A 21,222-nucleotide genomic window follows, 5' to 3' on the forward strand; every position below is an offset into this window, starting at 1 on the left:
TTATTTTTTAGGTAATAGATTTTTAGCACCATAAAAATAGGCTTCAAAATCCTTGCAAGAGAGCGGTTTTGCAAAATAATAGCCTTGCACCGAATCGACGTTATTTCGTTTGCAAAACTCGAGTTGAAAACTTTCCTCTACGCCTTCAGCGATGACATAAAGCCCTAATGTTTTTCCAAACTGTACAACCGCAATTAGTAGTCTTTCCAGCGTGCTGCCATCGCCAGCAGTATCTAAAAAGCTTTTGTCAATTTTAAGGGTGTGAATAGGGAACATACGAATGTGCTGAAGCGAAGAATAACCTGTTCCGAAGTCATCTAAGGCAATATGCACCCCCATTTCTTTTACCATTTGTAATTTACACGCAACACTTTCTGGGTTGTGAATCAGCGCATTTTCGGTTAATTCTAACTTTAAGCTAAATGGATTGAGTCCTGAATCATGCAGAGCAACTTTGACTGAATCTACAAAATCACTACGTAATAACTGTTTAGCTGATACATTTACTGACATTGTTAAGTCTAAATCATTCAAGCCAAACTTGAGTTGCCATTCACGGAATTGGCAACACGCATGATGTAACACCCAACTCCCTATTTGCGGCATCAAACCAATCTGTTCAGCTAAACTAATAAACTCGACGGGCGATAAGAAACCTCTAGTTGGGTGATTCCATCTAATTAACGCTTCCATTCCTGTTATCATGCCAGTTTTGCAGGAAATTTGGGGTTGATAATAGAGCTCGAATTGCCGTTCTTGTATAGCTTTGCGTAAATCAGCTTCTAAACAAGCGCGTTTGCTTATTTGATGATGTAAATCATGGGTATAAAAACAAAATTGATTGCGGCCATTCATTTTTGCCTGATACATGGCTATGTCTGCACATTTCATAATTTCAGCAGGGGTACTTGCGCTAGGGCCATAGGCTGCAATTCCCACACTCACGGAAATCGTAATATCGTTGTTTTGAATTTTGAAAGGTTGCTTTAACGACGCTATAATTCTCGATGCTAAGTTGGATATTTGTTTTTCTTCATCAATATCTTGCGCCAAAACGACAAATTCATCACCGCCTAACCTTGCTAAAAAATCATTTCCTCGAATGACATTTCTCAATCTAAACGCGATTTCTTTTAGGAGTTCGTCACCTGTGTTATGTCCAAGTAAGTCATTAACATATTTAAATTCATCCAGATCCAGAAAAAGAACGCCTAGAGTTCCAGAAATGCGTGTAATGCGAGAAAACGCGTTTTTTAATATCTGCTCGAAAGTATAGCGATTGGATAGGCCGGTTAACGCGTCGTTTTCAGCTAGTTGCCGAAGTTCATTGGTTTGTTGATTTACTCTGTTTTCGAGCTTATTACGATACATTGCCTGACGAATCGTACGCACGATTCTGCGAGTATCAACGTCATCTTTAAGTAAAAAATCGTGTGCACCAACATCCAATGCTTGTTCGGCAAGCGATTCATCCTTTTGGTGACTCAACATGATAATGGCATATTGTTGATCCAAAACCTGTTGATTCATATAGCGGATTAAATCTAACCCATTTGAATCTGTTAAACGGTAGTCAACCAGTACTACGTCAAAGTTGCCTTTTTCTAATAAGCTTATCGACTCTTCTCGCGTGGCGGCTTCCGAATATCCAAACTTTAAGGATTCAGCAGCGTTTAACGCACGTTTGATTGACATTCGATCCAGTTCGTCATCATCAATAATTAACACCGATATCGCTTTTTGTGTGCCCATTTAATGTATCCATTCAATATATTTCTGGTAATTCGACAACTCGCCAGAAGTTGTCTAACATTTTGACAAAATTAGTGAAATCGTTTCCACTATTTTGCTTTAAGCAATATCCCGCTACATTTAAATTGTAAGCTTCAAATTTGTCTTTCTCTGCGTCAGATGTAGTCAAAATAAACACTACTGATTGCGCCAATATGTCATCATCGCGGATTTTTTTTAATAAAGTTAATCCGTCCATTTTTGGCATGTTGATATCTAGCAGAACAACATAAGGCGCGCGCACGTCATGGAAAGAACGTAACATCTCGAGGGCTTCCATGCCGTTTTTTGCTCTGACAATTGGGTTGACAATTTTGTGCTTTTTGAACCCTCTTTCCACTGCTATTGCGTCAAGATCATCGTCGTCGACTAAAAATACAGTGGCTTTTCGAGTGGTCACATTTTCATACAACATTATGTAATCCCTCTACTATTTTGTTGTTAACCTAGTCAAACAACCGGTGCTGACCAATTTCTAGACACTAATCCCATTAATATTGTAGATATTCTTATAAAAATCAAAAAATTGGTAAAAAGTTTTCGCTCGCCAATTAATGACACTCCAATAGACCTAAGTGCCATGTGGTAAGAAAAACTCTCGGCACTTATGAAAATAAAATCAAAAAAATACCCCTTGAAAGCGCCTATTGGTTTGACTTTCCCAGTAAAACTGATTAAATCGCACATGAAAAACCAGCAAAATTGTTGTGGTTAGTTAGCTCATAAGGCATTAGTTCTTGATCGGAAATTATTACCAGCAAAAAAGTTCATTGAGTGAATCTCTTATCTTAATTGTGGAAGATGAGCCTATCAGTGCAATGGTGATTGCAGACTTATTATCTGATTTGTACCAAACTAAAATAGTCCATTCTGGTGAAGAAGCATTAGAGTTTTGTAAGAACAATACTCCAGACATGATTCTACTTGATATGTTGATGACTGGAATGTCAGGATTGCAAACCTGCCAAACAATAAAAACAGATCCTAACCTGCAGCATATACCGATTATTTTTATCACATCCGTAAAAAATCAGGATGATCAAAATAAATGTTGGGAAGCTGGAGCGGTAGATTTTGTAAATAAACCAGTCAATGGAATTACCCTACAAAATCGAGTAAAGGCCCATTTAACTTTAAAGTTGCAATCAGATCTACTGCGCAGAATGTCATTTGTAGATGGTTTAACAGGCTTGTACAACCGTCATTTATTAGATGAAATACTTGAAAAAACCATATTACAATCGATCCGCAGCAAAACGCCTTTGTCGTTACTCATGATCGATATTGATTGGTTTAAACTTTATAACGACACTTATGGTCATTTAAAAGGTGATGAGTGTTTAAAAGAGGTAGGAGAAGCAATTCGCGATGTATTACTTCGCCCAACTGATTTAGCATTTCGCTACGGTGGCGAAGAGTTTTTATGTCTTTTACCTGATACCGAACAAATCGGTGCGGAACATGTATCGCAACAAATTCTTGAAAAGATAGCTGCGCTCAAAATACCTAATGAACCCTCTTCAAATGGTCTGGTTAATGTCAGCATTGGTATACATAGCTCGTTAATTACTACGTTAATTCAGGCTAATGAAATTATACAAAAAGCAGACTCCGCTCTTTACGCAGCTAAGCAAAAAGGGCGAAATCAATATGCCAGTTAAGATACAAGGCAAATAATCACAAAAGTATTCTTATACAAGGTTTTAATAACTTAACTTAAGTTTGGCGATGTTGTATTGTTTTTACGTATAGCCGTTTTAGAAGGTGTTGCTGAATGTCGAATACCACTGCGACTTTAAGTTTAAAGTTTTGGAACGATGGAAAGAACTTGTTCGCAATGTCTTTTTTCGTCATTTTTGTCATATTTTCAGTGACGGTGGTCTTTTTTGAAACGCAGCTTAGTTCCAGTGTCATGCAGTCAGTTGAAGATGAGCAAACGATTACCACTGATCGAATTAACTATCAAGTTCACGAAAAACTCACTAAATATCGCAATGATTTGCTTTTTCTTTATGCAACTCCACCTATTGCTGGCTTAGCAAACACGATAGAAGGTAAGGATAAATATGATGATTCTACTTTTGAACAGTGGAAACTGCGATTAGAAACTATTTTTGTTGCCTTCATTCAACACAATTCTGAGTATGAACAACTTCGTATTATTAGCGCAAACGGTAAAGGCAAAGAGTTAGTTCGTGTTGATCGTGATGGGGGGGGCGTAAAGGTTGTAAGCAATGCTCAGCTTCAAAATAAAAGCAATAATGATTACTACAAGCAAAGTACACAATTACTTGATGGACAAATGTATTTATCACCAATTTCCCTAAATCGGGAATTTGGCGAAATAGAGTTTCCCTATCGACCTATGCTTAGGTTATCGATACCTATATTCGACAATCAGATGCGGCGTTTTGGGTTCTTAATTATGAATATAAATGCCACACAGTTATTAGATTCGTTACAAAACATTGTGGAAGAACCAAGCCAGTTGGCCTTAACTGATAGTGAAGGCTATTTTTTGTTACACCCAAGTGAACAACTGATGTTTAGTAAGGACTTAAATCCAGATGAAACTTGGGATTCGCACTATTCCGTTGGCTCAAAAACAGATACTCAATTGTATAAAGTAACTGAAAACCAAAATAGCGAAGAAAGGTTATATTCTTTAGGTAAAAAAATCATATTAAGCAGTAACCTTAAAGACGGTTTTTTGATTGCCCATATTCTTACGCCCGATGAAGTATTAAAGAATGTTGCTATGCAAAGGCGTACGAACGTTTACGCATTTTTATTCGTCATTACTAGTGTTTTATTGTTTATATTAATTGCATTTGATAGAGGTTTACGAAAAAGTCAGGAGTTGGCTGAAACAAGAGCTGAATCAGACGCCATTGTTGATGCTTCAAAAGATGCGATTATCGGATTAAATAGTAAAGGTCAAATATCAAGTTGGAACAGAGCCGCACGAAATCTTTTTAGGTTGAACATTGAGCAAGTAATAAATCAATCCATTGCAGATTTGTCGCTATTCCCCAATGTTGACTTTGCACTTCTGATCAATAATTTAGCAAATGGAGTATCTCAGCAGTCCATTGATACCACGATTGATAGTGGTAACGGACAAGTTTTGTATGTGTCACTATCGTTATCTGCAATTGTGAAAGATGGTTCAAGATTTAGTGGCGTAGCTGTGATTGTAAGAGATGTCACCAACGAGAGAATTGCAGACGAAAAGATCCGTAAAGCAAATGCTGAACTTGAAATAAAAGTCGCACAGCGCACAGCTGAACTTGAAAAAGTCAGTGATGTGAAAAGTGCATTTATATCTAATATTAGTCACGAGATGCGGACACCGTTGAACGGCATCATAGGTACTTTGAATTTAATTAGGAAAGAACCTCTCAGTGAAGAACAGTGTCGTTATTTGGATATGGCAGAAGTGAGTGTTAACTCTTTGGCTGTATTAATTAACGATATTTTGGATTTATCTAAAATAGAGGCAGGAAAGTTAGATCTCGATTACAAAGCGTTTAATCCAGCCAAATTAATTGAAACTTTAAGCACTAGTATGGCGGTGAAAGCACAAGAAAAAGGAATTGAATTTATTGTCGATACGGTAGATATACAATGTGAATCAATAATTAGCGATCCTCATCGCTATTCACAGATTCTGACAAACATTGTCAATAATGCGATTAAATTCACTAAACATGGCTCTATACTGGTAAAAGCGTACTCGAAACAAAAAGATGATAGTCACTGTGGTTTTTATTGTGAGGTGACAGATACCGGAATTGGCATTGCCGAGGAATATCATGGGCAATTGTTTACCGCATTTTCTCAGGAAAATAGTAGTGTCGCACCGAAATTTGGTGGTACTGGGCTAGGCTTGTCAATATGTAAACAGTTATGCAGTTTACTCAATGGGGAAATAACATTTGAATCAATAAAAGATAAAGGAAGTACGTTTTCATTTTGGATAAATATCCCAAATGTTAATGCCACCCCCAAAAAAACAGTCAAGTATCTCGCCGGGAACACTGTTTCAATTTTGGTGGAGAATTCTCAATTAGAAAAGAGCTTACAAAACATAGTGACAAAATTAGGCGCGATAGTGGTATCAGAATCGGAATTGCTAGAGTACCTGGACATTCCTGAACAATTACCCAAAAGTTTGCCGAATATTTTGATATTTGACCAACATGATCAGCGACTGCACGAATTAGATAAACGATGGCTAGCGCTACAGAAAAGTGGTAAAGCGCCAGAACAAATAGTCGCTTTGCATAACACTGCCGAAGCGAAAGTTCTATTTAGCAATATCAAGCCAATATTCATTTCAAAGCCACTTTCCACTTCTGAATTTTTAGCGAAATGTGGTAAAAAAGGCCAAGCAAGCGAACCGGCTGAAAGTATCCATTCTCAGCGCCAAACAACGGATATATCAGCAATGGATATGAAGAGTTTAGACGGTGCTACTGTGCTGGTAGTTGATGATAACGAAATCAATATCGAAGTCGCCATTGGTATATTGAAACCTACTGCTGTTAATACTCTGCGTGCTGCTAATGGTCAGCAAGCGATTGAACAATTATTAAAATCAGACGCCGATGGTGAAACTGTTCATTGTGTACTTATGGATTGTCAAATGCCGATATTAAACGGCTACGATGCAACTAAAAAAATTCGTAACGGTGCAGCTGGAGACGTTTATATCGATGTTCCTATCATCGCCATGACGGCAAATGCGATGCAAGGCGAAAAACAAAAATGTTTGGATGCAGGTATGAGCGATTATGTAACTAAACCTATTTCGGCAGAAAAACTAACCGCTAAGTTGACCAGTTGGGTGTTATCCAAATACATCCCACAAAACAAACTAAAAGATGTGTCGCATTCTGAGCAAGAAATCAGCCTTGATGGAGGCGAGTCCGCACTGCCGGTTTGGGACAAAGATGCGGCGTTGCAACGCTTAATGAATAATCAAACCCTGTTAAATAAAATAGTTCATTTATTTATAGAAACTTCTTTGGAAAAACTATAGCGATTAACGGCCAGTATTCATCAAAAAACGTTCGAAGATATCGTCAGTTTTAGCCACGCTTTGAAAGGGGTGGCCGGTGATATTGGTGCAATGCAATTACATGGAACCTTGGACAAAATAGAGATAGAAGCTAAAACCCAAAACTTAGCTGCAATTGAGCTGTTACTGCCTCAGGCCGAGAAGCAATATGAGGCGCTAATAACAGTTTTGAAGGGTAACTTAAAACCAACTTAATAGCGCCATGAGATTCTACTTTAGGTGAGTGTTACGTATTCTTCACCGGAGGTTGGGTGGATGGCTACACAAGCATCAAAATCGGCTTTAGTCGCGCCCATTTTAATTGCAACTGCAAATCCTTGAAGAATTTCATCCATCGCAAAACCGATACCGTGTAATCCTACGACTTTTTCTTCTTTTCCTACACATATGAGTTTCATTTTTGTCATTTGACGATGTGCTGTGACCGCGTTGTACATTGCGGCAAAACTTGAGTTGTACACTTTTACGTTATCTTCTCCGTACTGAGCAATAGCCTCAGGCTCTGTGAGACCCATAGTACCAATAGGAGGGTGACTAAAGACTACAGTTGGAATTAAGTTGTAGTCCATATGCGCTTCTTTTTGACCATTAAATAGTCTTTCTGATAGCAGTCTTCCGGCTTTTACCGCGACGGGAGTTAATTCTACTTTTCCTATACAGTCACCCACAGCATAAATATTCTCGATGTTGGTGTTCTGATACTTATCTACTTTGATGTAGCCTTTTTCGTCGAGCTCTACACCTATTTTTTCCAATCCAATATTGTCGTTTGCAGGTGAACGACCAATTGCCCACACTAAACAATCTGCCTCGATTGTCTCACCATTTTCAAGGATGATAGCAAGGCTTCCATCATCTTGTTTTTTGACTTCTTTTATCACACTTTGGGTGTGCAGCTTGGGTCCATCAGCTTGGATCATTTCTGTCAATGTTTCGCTTAACATAGGGTCAAAGTTACGAAGTGGTGCGTTTTTCCGTACCAATAAATGGGTTTCGCTTCCTAAACTGTGCATGACTCCAGCGAGTTCTACTGCAATGTAACCGGCTCCTGCGACAACAACTCGTTTTGGTTGTTCCTGTAACGCAAAAAAGCCATCTGACGTAATACCTAAATCTGCACCAGGGACATCATCAAAGTTAGGACGCCCACCGGTAGCGATAAGAATATGATCCGCAGTATATTTCTGGCCATTAACTTCGATTGTATTTTTGTCAACAAAGGTGGCGAATCCCTGAATTACAGTAATATTGTTATTTCCTAAAACCCGATCATAAGACGCGTGGATTCGCTCAATATAAGCATCCCGACTGGAAATTAATTTCTTCCAATCAAATTTATTTACCGAAATATCGAAACCATAGTCGGCAGCATATAAATTGATTGCTTCTGCAACTTGTGCGCCGTACCACATTGCTTTTTTAGGTACACAGCCTACATTTACACAGGTGCCACCTATTTCCTTAGCTTCAATTAGGGCGACCTTCTTACCATGTTTAGCCGCTCTGTTTGCTGAAGCAATACCGCCGCTGCCTGCACCGATACAAATGTAATCGAAATCTGCCATGTTTTATCCTATGGTTAAGTGGTTAGTTTAGGTTTTTGAGGTAACACACAAAGCAAAAACCTGATGGATTCAATTTAGGGTTAAAAGAGTAAGAACGTAACAAATATCTTTTTCTTTCACTTGTTTTTACCTTTATAAGGCCTTACCTACAAAGTTCCAACCCTAAAATAATTATTGGATATTTTTATGACTCAAATCGTCACTCATCATTCTCAATCAGATACCCAAACTTTGCCACAATTTAGCGAAATTAAAGTCGCAGATATTGTTAGCTCGATAGAAGAGGCGATTGCAAACTGTAAAAACACCATAAACCAAGTTTTAGAGCAGGGCTATCCGAGTTGGAATTCACTTGTACAGCCAATTGATGAAATAGACGACCAGCTTAGTAAATTGTGGTCGCCAATATCACACATGAATTCAGTTGTGAGTAATGATGAGTTGCGCGAAGCACATGATGCCTGTCTGCCAGCGTTATCGGCTTATGGTACATGGGTTGGACAGCATAAAGGGCTGTATGAGGCTTATTGTGAAATTAAACAATCAGCAGAATTTACGTCGTTAAGCATTGCTCAACAAAAAGTCATTGAAAACGCTATCCGAGATTTCACTCTGTCAGGGGTTGCATTGGAAGACGATAAAAAGCAGAGATATGGCGAGATAAAAAGCCGCCTGTCAGAATTATCTTCTACTTTTAGTAACAATGTTATGGATGCGACATTAGCGTGGCAAAAACATATTACTGATCAGGCTGAATTAGCGGGATTGCCTGAATCCGCTTTAGATGCAGCTAAACAATTAGCGCAAAGCAAAGAATTAGACGGCTGGCTATTTACTTTAGATATTCCAAGTTACTTGCCAGTGATGACCTATGCGGATAACCGTTCTTTGCGTGAAGAAATGTACCGTGCCTACACGACTAGAGCATCTGAATTAGGCCCCAATGCGGGCGAATTCGATAATACCCAAATAATAGAAGAAACCTTAGCCTTGCGACATGAGCTATCCAACTTAATGGGCTTTGAAAACTATGCGCAGCGCTCATTGGCAACCAAGATGGCGGAGTCAACGCAACAGGTAACGGGCTTTTTAGAAGATTTAGCTCAGCGCTCAAAACCGCAAGCTGTAAAAGATTTGCAAGAAGTAACTAGATTTGCTGAAACTCAATATCAACAATCCGAATTACAAGCTTGGGATTTAGCGTACTATAGTGAAAAGCTCAAACAGCAGCAATACGCCATTTCTGATGAACAATTACGTCCTTACTTCCCTGAAAAGCAGGTCGTAACAGGACTGTTTGAGGTCGTTAAGCGACTCTACAAAGTCGATATTGTGCAACGCGAAGACGTAAATGTATGGCATAAAGACGTAAAATTTTACGATATAGTGGATAGCCAAGGCGAGTTACGTGGAAGCTTCTATTTAGACTTGTATGCCCGACCTCATAAGCGAGGCGGCGCTTGGATGGATGAATGCCAAGTTCGCAGAACTCAACTAATTGGTGCACTACAACCTCCTGTTGCTTATTTAACCTGTAATTTTAATGGGCCGGTTGGTGAAAAGCCTGCTTTATTTACCCATGATGAAGTAATTACTCTGTTCCATGAGTTTGGTCATGGTATCCATCACATGTTAACTAAAGTTGATGTGGCAGGTGTTTCGGGCATCAACGGAGTTCCCTGGGATGCAGTAGAATTACCAAGTCAGTTTTTGGAAAACTGGTGCTGGCAGCCTGAGGCTCTTGCGTTTATTTCTGGACACTTCGAAACCGGAGAACCTTTACCGCAAGACTTGTTAGACAAAATGTTAGCCGCACGTAACTTCCAATCCGCGATGCAGATGATGCGTCAGATTGAATTTAGTCTATTTGATTTTACGTTACACGAGCAGTATAAAGCTGATAATCCGCCCAATGTACAACAATTTATCCAACAAGTTCGAGATAAGGTTGCAGTGGTTAAAGCCCCTGAATTTAATCGTTTCCAAAATAGTTTCGGGCATATATTTGCGGGTGGTTACGCAGCTGGATATTACAGCTATAAATGGGCGGAAGTACTAAGTTCAGATGCTTTCAGCCGATTTGAAGAAGAAGGTATCTTTGATGCGAATGTTGGCTCAGACTTTCTGCACAACATTCTGGAAATGGGTGGCAGTAAAGAGCCAATGGAACTATTCGTTGCGTTTCGCGGTAGAGAGCCTAACGTAGATGCATTATTACGTCATTCCGGCATTGCCGCTTAGTGACATTGAAATAAGGACAAATTGGTTTGGCTAATTTAGAGACATTTGAACATTTGTTTCAGCGCGCTAGCGAACGTAAAGGCGGGCCTGAAAAATTAGCTCAATTGATGTCAAAGCCACTCTCACCTAAGAAAATAGAAAGTATTGGTGATGATCGTTTTTTAGCTGAGTTCACTAAAAAGGTGTTTCAGTCCGGTTTTGTGTGGCGAGTGGTGGTTGATAAATGGCCAGATTTTGAGCGCGTGTTTTTCAATTTTGAAATTGACAAAGTGGTGTTGATGCCAGACGAAATGCTTGAAAAAAAGGCCCAAGATAGCAGCATCATTCGTAACTACAATAAAGTTAAAACGATTCGTGAAAATGCCATGATGATTCAAGCCGTTAGACAACAACACCCAAGTTTTGCCAAATTTGTTGCTGATTGGCCTGGACACGACATAATTGGTTTGTGGGCTTATCTCAAAAAACATGGCGCGCGTTTAGGCGGTAATACGGGCGCTTATGCACTACGAGCGTTAGGGAAAGATACGTTTATACTGAGTCAAGATGTTGTGGGATACTTTACACAACGAAATATAATAAGTGGCTCTGCCACATCAAAGCGCAGCTTGAATGCTATTCAGGATGCGTTTAATCAATTACATCAACAAAGCAATCGTTCATTGCAAGAAATTAGTCAGATTATTTCGTACAGTGTAGGTGATAATCATATACAAGCTGAATAACACAGTTGGCAACAACCTTGTTCAGGGTATTAGTCATAGATAAAGAATTTCTGTAAACTGAAGAGATTAGTATTAAAGGGTATATCATGAGTAATAATCAAGTCTCTGACAGCAATGTTGATTCATCTGAAACGGGGCAGACCAGTTCTACGCCTAACTCACCAGATAGTAACCAAACCCACTTTGGCTTTAAGCAGGTAGATAAAGCTGAAAAGGCCTCAATGGTTGCCGGTGTATTTCATTCTGTGGCTGCTAAATACGACATTATGAATGATTTGATGTCGATGGGCGTTCATCGAATTTGGAAACGCTTTACCATCGATTGCAGTGGCGTTAGAGCGGGCCACAAAGTACTTGATCTCGCTGGTGGAACCGGTGACTTAGCGGCTAAGTTTTCTAAGCTTGTGGGTGAAAACGGGCAGGTTGTATTGGCAGATATTAACAATGCAATGTTACAGGTTGGTCGCGAAAAGCTGCGTAATAAAGGCATTGTAGGCAACTTAGAATATGTGCAAGCGAATGCGGAAATGCTGCCTTTTCCAGATAACCATTTTGATGTCATCACTATAGCCTTTGGGTTACGCAACGTGACTGATAAAGATAAAGCGCTTGCTTCAATGTATCGCGTACTCAAACCTGGTGGCCGATTGTTAGTGTTAGAGTTTTCTAAGCCGCAAAACGAGATGCTGACCAAGGCTTACGATTTATATTCTTTTCATTTACTTCCTAAAATGGGGCAGCTAGTTGCTAATGATAGCGAAAGTTATCAGTATTTAGCGGAATCTATCCGTATGCACCCCGACCAAGAAACCCTAAAAGGCATGATGGAAACAGCTGGTTTTGAACAAACCTCGTTTCATAATTTAACGGGTGGCATAGTGGCGCTGCATCGAGGGTTTAAATTTTAATGCCGGCAGCTCAGTTGGTTTCCTCTGCAATTGAACGAGTGTTAAATCATCTTTTGAAACTCGACTCAGATTCTGCAAGTGGATTAAAAAAGTTAGCTGGAAAACAGTTGAGTGTTGCTGTTCACGAATTACCTTGGCCGTTAATTTTTAACTTTTCCGATAGAGTTGATGTATTAGTGGGCATGCCGGATGAAGAGGTAAAGGGAGATTGCCACTTAGCTTTGTCGATCGCGACTTTGCAAAAATTAAAAGATACCAGTCAAATTACGCGCTTAATCCAAAACAATGATCTAGTACTTGAAGGTGATTTGAAAGTAGCGCAACAATTCAGTCAGTTGATCTCCGAATTAGAGATAGACTGGGAAGAGCAGCTATCCCAATATACCGGTGATTTGGTTGCGCACAAAGCCTTTGCTTTCGGTAAAAAGCTAGTTCAAAACACGCAGGCACAAGCGAATCGTTTAGTTGCAACGTTAGCCGATGCTGCAATCGAAGAAAAGCGAATTGCCGCTCCCCCTATTTTAGTTGTGGATTTTTGTGATCAGGTAAATGAGTTGCGAAGCGCAACTGACAGATTAGAAGCAAAATTGAATCGACTAGAACGCCAAAGTACGACCAAACCAAATAAGCAGAGCAGTTAATATCATGCGTACTCTTCGCCTTTACAAAATCAACAAGGTCTTATTGCAACACGGTCTAGACGAACTGATCCCAGATAAATGGTTACCTTGGTACGCAAAACTAGGTAGAGCCTGTCAATTTTGGTTACGTAATCAACATCCAGACAAACCCATCGGCGTAAGAATAAGACTCGCGTTGCAAACACTGGGTCCGGTGTTTATTAAGTTTGGACAAATGCTATCTACTCGACGCGACCTTTTACCCGCTGAAATAGCCGATGAATTAGCCATACTGCAAGATAAGGTTCAGCCATTTGATAGTGCGGTTGCGGTAGGCATCATTAAATCATCTCTACACATTTCTGAATTAGATGAGCTGTTTGAACATTTTGACATTACGCCACTCGCATCTGCATCTATTGCGCAAGTCCACAGTGCAGTTCTGAAACATAATCAAAAAGAAGTCATTGTAAAAGTTATTCGACCAGATATAGCAGGCACGATTCACGCTGATATCGAACTCATGCACTCGTTGGCTTATGCGGTACAAAAACTATTACCCGATGGCAAACGACTAAGACCTGTAGAGGTCGTCGATGAATACCGTAAAACCATTGTTGAAGAACTGGATCTGTTACGTGAAGCTGCAAATGGGATTCAGTTGAAACGCAATTTTGAAAATTCAGAATCATTGTATATTCCTGAAATCTACAGTGATTTTTGTGCACGAAATGTGATGGTGATGGAACGTATTTACGGCATTCCTATTTCTGACATCAATGCCTTGAATGCTCAAAACACCAATATGAAGTTACTTGCAGAGCGCGGAGTTGAAGTCTTTTTCACTCAAGTGTTTCGAGACAGTTTTTTTCATGCGGATATGCATCCGGGTAATATATTCGTGTCTAAATACGCGCCTGAAAACCCACAATATATTGCGATTGATTTTGGTATTGTCGGCACCTTAAATCGCGATGATAAACGCTATTTAGCGGAAAACTTTATTGCCTTTTTTAATCGTGACTATCGCAAAGTCGCTGAACTTCATGTGGACTCCGGTTGGGTACCTGCGGATACTGATATTGAAGCATTTGAAGTTGCGATCCGCACGGTTTGCGAACCGATTTTTCAAAAGCCATTAGCAGAGATTTCCTTTAGCAATGTATTATTACAGCTATTCAACACCGCAAGACGCTTCAATATGGTCGTGCAACCGCAACTAGTACTGTTACAAAAAACCTTACTGTATATAGAAGGATTAGGACGCTTATTGTATCCGCAGCTTGATTTATGGAAAACGGCAAAACCGTTTTTGGAGCAATGGATGAAAGAGCAGATTGGTTTTGTTGCGATGGTGAAAAAGATTAACGCAAATTTGCCTTTCTGGTCTGAAAAACTTCCTGAAATTCCCGATTTGATATATGACAGTTTGCGCCAAGTGAAACAATTGCCGGCGTTACAACAAAAACATTTTGAACAACAGCAATTGCAGCAACGCAGTGCACAAAAAAGCCTATTTTACATTCTAACCGGTTCCACCTTAATCATTCTGGCAGGAATTCTGCCGTTATATGCAACTAGTTATATTCCAAGTATTGTACTCACCGGAGTCGGGTTCTCAGCTTGGATATACGCTTGGTTTAGGCGCTAGCTGGTAATTTCCAAACACGCTTTCTGATACCGTCTGAGATACTTTCTGCTATTGAATTTGCATTTTACTAGACGATCGGTCTATTATGTTCCCATGAATTCACTTGCTCAAAAAAATACTAGGCGTGGAAGACCGCCTAAGGTCAATCACGACAATCACGATACCCGCGCAGCTCTGATCCGTAGCGGTGTTGAGTTATTGACTGAACACGGCTTTTTCGCCTCAGGCATTGATAAGATACTTAAAAAGATCGGTGTGCCAAAAGGCTCGTTTTACCATTATTTTTCCAGCAAAGAAGATTTCGGTCGTGAAGTTATCGAAAATTATGCGAGTTACTTTGCTAAAAAGTTAGATACACATCTGCTCAATGTTGAGTTAGATCCAATTCAGCGAATCGGTAGTTTTGTTGAGGATGCTAAGGCAGGTATACAAAAGCATCATTATAAACGTGGTTGTCTAGTCGGTAATTTAGAGCAAGAAGTTGATGTATTGCCAGATGGCTATCGACAGTTGTTAACTGATATCTTTATTGATTGGCAACATCGTATCGAAGTTTGTTTGCGTGAAGCTCAGCAACAACAGCTATTATCGACTAACGCAAATTGCGCGTTGTTAGCGGAGTTTTTTTGGGTCGGTTGGGAAGGAGCAGTCAGTCGGGCTAGGTTAACGCAAAGCGCACAGCCGCTGGAAAACTTTTTAAATCAGTATTTGGCGGGGCTACCTCGCTAGGACTGAAAATTTTTTAACTATTTATAGACGATCGGTCTAAATTCGGAGGTGGTTATGTTTCAAGGTATTTTAATTAACAAAGACGACAACGAGTATCAGGTTGAGTTAGCGGAATTAGACGAGAGTATTCTGCCCGAAGGTGATGTCACAGTGAAAGTCACCCATAGTACATTGAATTATAAGGATGCTTTAGCGATTACAGGTAAAAGTCCTGTTGTGCGCAAATTCCCGATGATACCCGGCATCGACTTGGCGGGCGTAGTCGAACATAGTGACTCTGAAAAATTTAGCGTGGGTGATACCGTTTTACTAAATGGATATGGAGTCGGAGAGGTGCATTGTGGTGGCTTGGCGCAAAAAGCACGTTTAAAAAGTGAATGGTTAATCGCCATTCCTGACGCATTTACTGCTAGTCAAGCCATGGCAATTGGTACTGCAGGCTACACGGCAATGTTGTGTGTCATTGCACTTGAAAGAAATGGCGTGACACCCGAAAAAGGCACAGTGCTGGTTACCGGAGCTAATGGTGGGGTAGGCAGTTTTGCCATTAACCTGTTAGCGACGTTAGGTTATCGGGTTGCAGCTTCGACCGGTAGACCTGAACAAGCAGATTATCTTAAAAAGTTGGGAGCTGTCGATATTATCGATCGCGGCAGTTTATCACAGCCGGGTCGCCCCCTAGGTAAAGAACAATGGGCTGGCGCTATTGATTCAGTAGGCAGCCACACCCTTGCCAATATTTGTGCTGGTATGCAATATGGAGGGACTGTAGCAGCCTGTGGTCTAGCACAAGGTATGGATTTTCCGGCATCGGTAGCACCCTTTATTCTGCGTGGGGTCACCTTAGCAGGTATCGACAGTGTGATGCGACCCATCTCAGATAGAATAGAAGCGTGGCAACGTTTGGGGGAGTTATTGGATCCTAAAACCTTGGACGAAATAGCCACCTACATTAATCTAGGTGAGGTTATTTCCACAGCACATGAGCTCTTAGAAAGCAAAGTACGTGGACGCGTCGTGGTTGAATTATAAGATTAATAATCCACAAATAAAGCAAACAACCACACCATTTCAATAATGCTGGAATGGTGTGTGCTGTCGATTGGTCGATTATTCGGTTAATTTACCCGCTTGATAGTCTGCTATCGCTTGCTGTATTTCTGCTTGGGTATTCATTACAAACGGACCATATTGCGCGATAGGTTCGTTTATTGGCGCACCTGCGACTAAAATGCATTTGCCATCTTTTGTTCCGTTAATATGAATTGCCGCGCCCGTTGACAATACTGCTAGCTGACCTTTGCTAATTCTTTTGTCTGCAATCCTTAGCTCGCCTTCGTAACAATATACAAAAGTGCTATGTTCCTTTTCGATAGGGATCTGAAGTTGGCCTTCTGATTCAAAAATAATGTCTACAAAAAGTGGCGTAGCCGCTTGAGTGGTCACTGGGCCCGATTTACCTGAAAACTCACCAGCGAGTATTTTTATTTTGGCGATATCCATATCGATAACTGGGACCAATTTGGCCTGAATGTCTTGGTAACCCGGATTCGACATTTTTTCCGCAGCGGGTAGATTGACCCACAATTGAAAACCGCGCATTGGTTTGTCTGAGTGCTGTGGCATTTCTTCATGAATAATGCCTTTACCTGCGTTCATCCATTGAATTCCGCCTTTTTCGATCACGCCTTTATTGCCAACAGAATCTTGGTGCAGCATTCTCCCTTCAAGCATATAGGTAACTGTTTGAAAGCCTCGATGAGGGTGGGGTGGGAAACCCGCTAGGTAATCATTCGGGTTTTCTGAACCAAATTCGTCCAGCAACAAGAACGGGTCGAGATTTTTCAACAGAGGTTGTCCAATTATCCGCTGCAACTTGACTCCTGCACCGTCGTTCGCAGGCATTGCGTTGACTATTTGAATGACAGTTCTGGTACTAGAGTTCATACTTCGTACTCCAAAAGATCACGATTGTGCGGCTCCTGTAGGTCCATTACCGGTCCTGCTGGAATGACCTGCGTTGGATTGTACATTGTGTGGCTAAAGTAATAATGACGTTTGATATGCACAAAATTTACAGTCTCAGCGACGCCTGGGTGCTGGTATAATTCGCGTAAATATCCTGAAATATTCGGATAATCCGCTATTCGGCGTATATTGCATTTAAAATGTCCCACATAAACCGGGTCAAATCGAATTAGACTGGTAAACAATCGCCAGTCAGCTTCTGTGATTTGTGCACCAACCAAATAGCGCTGCTTGGATAAACGAGCATCTATCCAATCCAGTGTTTCGAATAACGGGATTACGGCATCTTCGTATGCCATTTGGTTAGTGGCAAAGCCAGCTTTATACACACCATTATTGATATTGTGGTATACCTTTTCATTTATCTCATCTATCTCTGAGCGAAGCTTTTGTGGGTAGTAGTCGAGTTGATTGTTGGTAAGAGAATCAAACTGAGAATTGAAGATACGAATAATTTCAGCGGATTCATTATTTACAATTGATTCAGTGTGCTTATCCCACAACACAGGAATAGTCACACGTGTGGTGATGTCGCTTTGGGCTTTTGTGTATAACTGATGCATAAAGTCAAAGTTGTAAAGCTTATCGCCCGTAGCATCGGGAAAGTCGCTAAATTCCCAACCGTTTTCTAGCATATCCGGTGCGACCACAGATACATCTATATGTGCTTCTAGACCTTTAAGTTTTCTGAAAATCAAGGCTCTATGCGCCCATGGACAGGCCAGTGACACATAAAGATGATACCGACCCGACTCTGGTTTGAACGATGCGTCCGCTTGTGTCGAAATTTGATGTCTGAATTTGGAAGCCTGGCGTTCGAATTTTCCGCCACTGGATTCAGTATCATACCATTTATCGACCCATTTTCCGTCTACTAACAATCCCATGAATAGCCCTTAAGTCACTAAAACTGTGTTGTTTACGTAAATCATCACACAATAGATCTATATTTAGAATTTACCTTGATCCTACTAATTATAGTGGAAGTTATTGAGCTTAGCGTTCCCCAAAATAACCTTCTAATCGCAGCGCAATGCCGTAAGAAGCTGAAAAGTGTTCATCTCTGCGCCACAAAACAAAGGGTTCAATTTCGTAAAACAACCAATTCCGTTTCGTTTGTTTACGCAGTTTCGCACTGACCAAATATTCTTCTAATCGGTAATTGGGCTGGCTTATTCCTTCAATGTAGAAGCCATATATTACCGCACTCGTATCATCAAACTGGTGCAAACCCTGCCAGCTATGTTGCCATATCCAATCTTTACTGCGATCTCTATAATCGAATCGGTTATGGTACCTAAGCAAAAGTTCCTGCGAAAAATCGTAATCAAATGTGAAGCTCAGGGTGGCTCCAAATTTATCCCTGTTATAATAATAAATTGAGGCGTCGTAACGCATTTCAAGCGAATCTGTCAGTGTAAATCCGTCTCGGTAACGTGATCTGGCATAATACTGAAAACGACGACCAAAACCGATTCTATGGGATAGTCCGCTGTCAGGTCTGGCTTTATATCTCAGTGCCACATTAAAGCTATCATCGCGATTAAATTGACTTCTACGGCTGCTTCTAATTTTGTCTTCTTGATCATCATCAGAGTCAGTTAAGATTAAATCGACTCTATTTTTCAAGTTCGGCAGCTTTACCCTGACTTTCAAGCGCGCTTCAATTTCCTCCAATTCTCTTGAACGAGGTATCCAACCCAACCTAAGTCTGACCTCACCCAATGCTTTTTGGTCTTCTTGCACATTTTTATTGGCAAAAAAATTGTCAAACCATTGTGCAGTATCTAACACAGACTCAGAAACTGTTTTATGCATTGAGTCTATCCACACCTCTTGTTCTTCCTGACCGTGTGCGGTGACAGCGAAACATGAAAGTAGAAAGAAATAGACAATAACTACTAATTTACGCAAACTTATCGCTCCATATTTGGTCCATAAATCATGCTCTTTTTTTTTCTATGTATCAAATCCAGTGACGTTTCTGTTTAGCTACGTATAATAGCCTTACTAAATTTATAGGAGTTTTCAAATGGGTAACATTGGTTGGGCGCAATTGTTGATTGTATTGGTTATCGTTTTACTGTTGTTCGGAACCAAGAAATTGCGTTCTTTAGGCGGTGATTTAGGGTCTGCGGTTAAAGGATTTAAGAAAGCAATATCTGACAAAGATGCGGATTTCGACGAAGATGCCAGTAAAAAAGCCGATGAAAAAATCGAATCTAAAGATCAAAGTGTTCAGCAAAAAACTGATGCTGAAAAACAACATCAGAAAACTGAATAGTCACAAAGAAAAACTATCTTATGTTTGATATCGGATTTTTAGAAATACTGGTTGTTGGTGTACTTGCACTATTAGTGCTTGGGCCTGAAAGATTGCCAGGGGCAATGCGTAGCGTGGCGAAGACGTTTCGTAGCGTTAGAGCGATGGCAACGGGTTTTAAGACCGAAGTTGAGGAGCAGTTGCGTGTACATGAACTGCATGAGAATCTGAAGAAAGCAGAGCAGCAGGGACTTGAAAATTTGTCACCTGATCTTCAAAAGACAGTTGATGATCTGAAGGCATCTGCCGAATCTGTGAACAAACCATACGATAAAGATAAGTCTTAAATGTCTGATTCTAATAGTTTTATATCCCATCTAATTGAGTTGCGAAGCCGCCTGTTGAAGGCTGTTTTGAGTATCTTAGTGATCTTTGTACCATTGGCATTTTTTGCACAGGATTTATACCATTTATTGGCTACTCCTTTGTTAAACGCGATGCCTGACAATTCGCAAATGATCGCAACGGATGTTGGTGCACCCTTTTTTGCACCATTTAAATTAACCCTAGTATTGGCATTCTTTTTGGCTATTCCGTTTGTGCTATATCAAATATGGGGGTTTATTGCTCCTGGTTTGTATCGCAATGAGAAAAAATTAATCGCGCCACTATTACTTTCGAGCACTTTACTTTTTTATGCAGGAATAGCCTTTGCCTATTTTGTTGTATTTCCGGTTATTTTTGCGTTCTTTGCGGGAATTGAGATTAGCGGAGTCGCATTTACTACTGATATTAGTAGTTACCTTGCGTTTGTATTAAAGCTATTTTTTGCCTTTGGTTTGGCATTTGAAATTCCTGTCGCAGTCATTTTAATGTGTTGGGCAGGCATCACCGACGCCGCTTCTTTGCGGGCTAAGCGTCCGTATGTAATTGTCGGCGTTTTTGTAGTGGGCATGTTGTTAACGCCACCAGATATTATTTCGCAATCCCTCTTAGCTGTCCCAATGTGGATACTATTTGAGATTGGTATTCTTATCGGCGCTTTATATTCGCCAAAATCAGACGAAGAAGAAAAAGAAGAACATCAGGAAGTATCATGAGTAATTTATTAAAAATTTTGTTACCCCTCAGTTTGAGTATTTTGAGTGTTTCGGCGCAAGCTGAAACAGTGGGTGAAGCGCTGAAAAACTGTGGGCAAGTACAAAACAGCCTGAAGCGACTTGTCTGTTATGACAAGATTGTAAATGAGTTAAATCGCTATGGCGGCTTGCAAGATTTAATGGATGTGCCAGCTCCACTGTCAGCAAAAGATAAGACTGACAGCGAAGATGAAAATGAAGCGGACAAAAACAAACGTAACTCTGAGTTTGGTTTGCAACCAAAATTGCCAGAAGATACCGATGAAAAAATTTATGCGACTGTTGTTGAAGTGAAAGAAGATGGGCTTAAACGTGCTATTTTCATATTAAATAACGGACATCATTGGCGTGAACTAGAAGCCACGAACTTTAAAGTAAAAGTAGGCGATGTTATTTATGTTGAAAGTGGTGCGTTAGGTTCTTTCCACTTGAGTAAAGACAGCTTAAACCGTCGAATTAGAGTAAAACGAGTTAAATAA

Annotated in this window: 20 protein-coding genes; 14 read left to right on the forward strand and 6 right to left on the reverse strand. The window is 40.3% G+C overall.

The genetic code is table 11. From position 1 onward, the window contains the following. Together GLIP_RS19785 and GLIP_RS19790 are read right to left on the reverse strand one after the other, a co-directional pair. Entirely contained in the window at positions 1 to 1,752 is a 1,752-nt protein-coding gene (locus tag GLIP_RS19785; RefSeq protein WP_008846491.1) for a putative bifunctional diguanylate cyclase/phosphodiesterase, read from the reverse strand. A 13-nt stretch (positions 1,753 to 1,765) separates the two neighbouring features. Next, a complete protein-coding gene (locus GLIP_RS19790; RefSeq protein ID WP_008846492.1) occupies positions 1,766 to 2,206 on the reverse strand; it encodes a response regulator in 441 nt (146 codons plus the stop codon). A gap of 322 nt (positions 2,207 to 2,528) precedes the next feature. On the opposite strand from GLIP_RS19790, the gene GLIP_RS19795 reads away from it, so the two are divergent. The 3 genes from GLIP_RS19795 to GLIP_RS22000 all read left to right on the forward strand — a co-directional run bounded on the left by GLIP_RS19795 (position 2,529) and on the right by GLIP_RS22000 (position 7,069). After that, positions 2,529 to 3,452 carry a GGDEF domain-containing response regulator gene (locus GLIP_RS19795; protein WP_008846493.1) on the forward strand — a complete coding sequence of 308 codons (924 nt, stop codon included), beginning with the start codon at positions 2,529 to 2,531 and terminating at the stop codon, positions 3,450 to 3,452. A gap of 113 nt (positions 3,453 to 3,565) precedes the next feature. Then, the gene (locus tag GLIP_RS19800; RefSeq protein WP_008846494.1) at positions 3,566 to 6,835 is read left to right on the forward strand and encodes an ATP-binding protein; all 3,270 of its coding nucleotides are present in this window, start codon (positions 3,566 to 3,568) and stop codon (positions 6,833 to 6,835) included. Between the two features lie 69 nt (positions 6,836 to 6,904). Beyond that, positions 6,905 to 7,069, forward strand: coding sequence for a hypothetical protein (locus tag GLIP_RS22000; RefSeq protein WP_008846495.1), 165 nt, complete (start codon positions 6,905 to 6,907; stop codon positions 7,067 to 7,069). A 20-nt stretch (positions 7,070 to 7,089) separates the two neighbouring features. On the opposite strand, the gene gorA is transcribed toward GLIP_RS22000, so the two are convergent. Then, positions 7,090 to 8,439 (reverse strand): glutathione-disulfide reductase, encoded by a 1,350-nt coding sequence (gene gorA / locus GLIP_RS19805; RefSeq protein WP_008846496.1) that lies wholly within the window; start codon positions 8,437 to 8,439, stop codon positions 7,090 to 7,092. A gap of 186 nt (positions 8,440 to 8,625) precedes the next feature. On the opposite strand from gorA, the gene prlC reads away from it, so the two are divergent. The 7 genes from prlC to acuI all read left to right on the forward strand — a co-directional run bounded on the left by prlC (position 8,626) and on the right by acuI (position 16,345). Further along, positions 8,626 to 10,680: an oligopeptidase A gene (prlC, locus tag GLIP_RS19810; RefSeq protein ID WP_008846497.1), complete on the forward strand. Its 2,055-nt coding sequence runs from the start codon at positions 8,626 to 8,628 to the stop codon at positions 10,678 to 10,680. Positions 10,681 to 10,706: 26 nt separating this feature from the next. Further along, on the forward strand, positions 10,707 to 11,405 hold the full coding sequence (locus tag GLIP_RS19815) for a DNA-3-methyladenine glycosylase I (protein ID WP_008846498.1): 699 nt from the start codon (positions 10,707 to 10,709) through the stop codon (positions 11,403 to 11,405). A gap of 86 nt (positions 11,406 to 11,491) precedes the next feature. Beyond that, positions 11,492 to 12,313 carry a bifunctional demethylmenaquinone methyltransferase/2-methoxy-6-polyprenyl-1,4-benzoquinol methylase UbiE gene (gene ubiE, locus GLIP_RS19820; RefSeq protein ID WP_008846499.1) on the forward strand — a complete coding sequence of 274 codons (822 nt, stop codon included), beginning with the start codon at positions 11,492 to 11,494 and terminating at the stop codon, positions 12,311 to 12,313. Beyond that, positions 12,313 to 12,954 carry a ubiquinone biosynthesis accessory factor UbiJ gene (locus tag GLIP_RS19825; protein ID WP_008846500.1) on the forward strand — a complete coding sequence of 214 codons (642 nt, stop codon included), beginning with the start codon at positions 12,313 to 12,315 and terminating at the stop codon, positions 12,952 to 12,954. Before ubiE ends, GLIP_RS19825 begins: the two co-directional genes overlap by 1 nt. Positions 12,955 to 12,958: 4 nt before the next feature. After that, positions 12,959 to 14,584, forward strand: coding sequence for a ubiquinone biosynthesis regulatory protein kinase UbiB (gene ubiB / locus GLIP_RS19830; RefSeq protein ID WP_040523669.1), 1,626 nt, complete (start codon positions 12,959 to 12,961; stop codon positions 14,582 to 14,584). Positions 14,585 to 14,677: 93 nt separating this feature from the next. Next, positions 14,678 to 15,313: an acrylate utilization transcriptional regulator AcuR gene (acuR, locus tag GLIP_RS19835; RefSeq protein ID WP_008846502.1), complete on the forward strand. Its 636-nt coding sequence runs from the start codon at positions 14,678 to 14,680 to the stop codon at positions 15,311 to 15,313. Positions 15,314 to 15,367: 54 nt separating this feature from the next. Further along, a complete protein-coding gene (acuI, locus tag GLIP_RS19840; protein WP_008846503.1) occupies positions 15,368 to 16,345 on the forward strand; it encodes an acrylyl-CoA reductase (NADPH) in 978 nt (325 codons plus the stop codon). Between the two features lie 78 nt (positions 16,346 to 16,423). Here the strand turns inward: acuI and GLIP_RS19845 are convergent, their stop codons facing one another. The 3 genes from GLIP_RS19845 to GLIP_RS19855 all read right to left on the reverse strand — a co-directional run bounded on the left by GLIP_RS19845 (position 16,424) and on the right by GLIP_RS19855 (position 19,255). After that, positions 16,424 to 17,260 carry a pirin family protein gene (locus GLIP_RS19845; protein WP_008846504.1) on the reverse strand — a complete coding sequence of 279 codons (837 nt, stop codon included), beginning with the start codon at positions 17,258 to 17,260 and terminating at the stop codon, positions 16,424 to 16,426. Next, positions 17,257 to 18,228 carry a glutathione S-transferase family protein gene (locus GLIP_RS19850; protein ID WP_008846505.1) on the reverse strand — a complete coding sequence of 324 codons (972 nt, stop codon included), beginning with the start codon at positions 18,226 to 18,228 and terminating at the stop codon, positions 17,257 to 17,259. Before GLIP_RS19850 ends, GLIP_RS19845 begins: the two co-directional genes overlap by 4 nt. A 109-nt stretch (positions 18,229 to 18,337) precedes the next feature. After that, positions 18,338 to 19,255, reverse strand: coding sequence for a hypothetical protein (locus GLIP_RS19855; protein WP_226992256.1), 918 nt, complete (start codon positions 19,253 to 19,255; stop codon positions 18,338 to 18,340). 118 nt (positions 19,256 to 19,373) lie between these two features. On the opposite strand from GLIP_RS19855, the gene tatA reads away from it, so the two are divergent. From tatA to GLIP_RS19875, 4 genes are read left to right on the forward strand one after another with little or no spacing between them, the layout of a single operon-like run. Further along, positions 19,374 to 19,625, forward strand: a complete 252-nt coding sequence (tatA, locus tag GLIP_RS19860) for a twin-arginine translocase TatA/TatE family subunit (protein ID WP_008846507.1) — start codon at positions 19,374 to 19,376, stop codon at positions 19,623 to 19,625. 20 nt (positions 19,626 to 19,645) lie between these two features. Further along, on the forward strand, positions 19,646 to 19,951 hold the full coding sequence (tatB, locus tag GLIP_RS19865; protein ID WP_008846508.1) for a Sec-independent protein translocase protein TatB: 306 nt from the start codon (positions 19,646 to 19,648) through the stop codon (positions 19,949 to 19,951). Further along, positions 19,952 to 20,704, forward strand: coding sequence for a twin-arginine translocase subunit TatC (tatC, locus tag GLIP_RS19870; protein WP_008846509.1), 753 nt, complete (start codon positions 19,952 to 19,954; stop codon positions 20,702 to 20,704). Beyond that, positions 20,701 to 21,222 carry a hypothetical protein gene (locus GLIP_RS19875; protein WP_008846510.1) on the forward strand — a complete coding sequence of 174 codons (522 nt, stop codon included), beginning with the start codon at positions 20,701 to 20,703 and terminating at the stop codon, positions 21,220 to 21,222. Before tatC ends, GLIP_RS19875 begins: the two co-directional genes overlap by 4 nt.

Origin of the sequence: Aliiglaciecola lipolytica E3 (assembly GCF_000314975.1) — a bacterium.
Lineage (GTDB): Bacteria > Pseudomonadota > Gammaproteobacteria > Enterobacterales > Alteromonadaceae > Aliiglaciecola > Aliiglaciecola lipolytica.

What these genes read in the sequence shown, in the direction of transcription:
- GLIP_RS19785 (WP_008846491.1), bottom strand. Translation starts at nt 1,752, where the DNA reads ATGGGCACACAAAAAGCGATATCGGTGTTAATTATTGATGATGACGAA.
- GLIP_RS19790 (WP_008846492.1), bottom strand. Translation starts at nt 2,206, where the DNA reads ATGTTGTATGAAAATGTGACCACTCGAAAAGCCACTGTATTTTTAGTC.
- GLIP_RS19800 (WP_008846494.1), top strand. Translation starts at nt 3,566, where the DNA reads ATGTCGAATACCACTGCGACTTTAAGTTTAAAGTTTTGGAACGATGGA.
- gorA (WP_008846496.1), bottom strand. Translation starts at nt 8,439, where the DNA reads ATGGCAGATTTCGATTACATTTGTATCGGTGCAGGCAGCGGCGGTATT.
- prlC (WP_008846497.1), top strand. Translation starts at nt 8,626, where the DNA reads ATGACTCAAATCGTCACTCATCATTCTCAATCAGATACCCAAACTTTG.
- ubiE (WP_008846499.1), top strand. Translation starts at nt 11,492, where the DNA reads ATGAGTAATAATCAAGTCTCTGACAGCAATGTTGATTCATCTGAAACG.
- GLIP_RS19825 (WP_008846500.1), top strand. Translation starts at nt 12,313, where the DNA reads ATGCCGGCAGCTCAGTTGGTTTCCTCTGCAATTGAACGAGTGTTAAAT.
- ubiB (WP_040523669.1), top strand. Translation starts at nt 12,959, where the DNA reads ATGCGTACTCTTCGCCTTTACAAAATCAACAAGGTCTTATTGCAACAC.
- acuR (WP_008846502.1), top strand. Translation starts at nt 14,678, where the DNA reads ATGAATTCACTTGCTCAAAAAAATACTAGGCGTGGAAGACCGCCTAAG.
- acuI (WP_008846503.1), top strand. Translation starts at nt 15,368, where the DNA reads ATGTTTCAAGGTATTTTAATTAACAAAGACGACAACGAGTATCAGGTT.
- GLIP_RS19845 (WP_008846504.1), bottom strand. Translation starts at nt 17,260, where the DNA reads ATGAACTCTAGTACCAGAACTGTCATTCAAATAGTCAACGCAATGCCT.
- GLIP_RS19850 (WP_008846505.1), bottom strand. Translation starts at nt 18,228, where the DNA reads ATGGGATTGTTAGTAGACGGAAAATGGGTCGATAAATGGTATGATACT.
- tatA (WP_008846507.1), top strand. Translation starts at nt 19,374, where the DNA reads ATGGGTAACATTGGTTGGGCGCAATTGTTGATTGTATTGGTTATCGTT.
- tatB (WP_008846508.1), top strand. Translation starts at nt 19,646, where the DNA reads ATGTTTGATATCGGATTTTTAGAAATACTGGTTGTTGGTGTACTTGCA.
- tatC (WP_008846509.1), top strand. Translation starts at nt 19,952, where the DNA reads ATGTCTGATTCTAATAGTTTTATATCCCATCTAATTGAGTTGCGAAGC.
- GLIP_RS19875 (WP_008846510.1), top strand. Translation starts at nt 20,701, where the DNA reads ATGAGTAATTTATTAAAAATTTTGTTACCCCTCAGTTTGAGTATTTTG.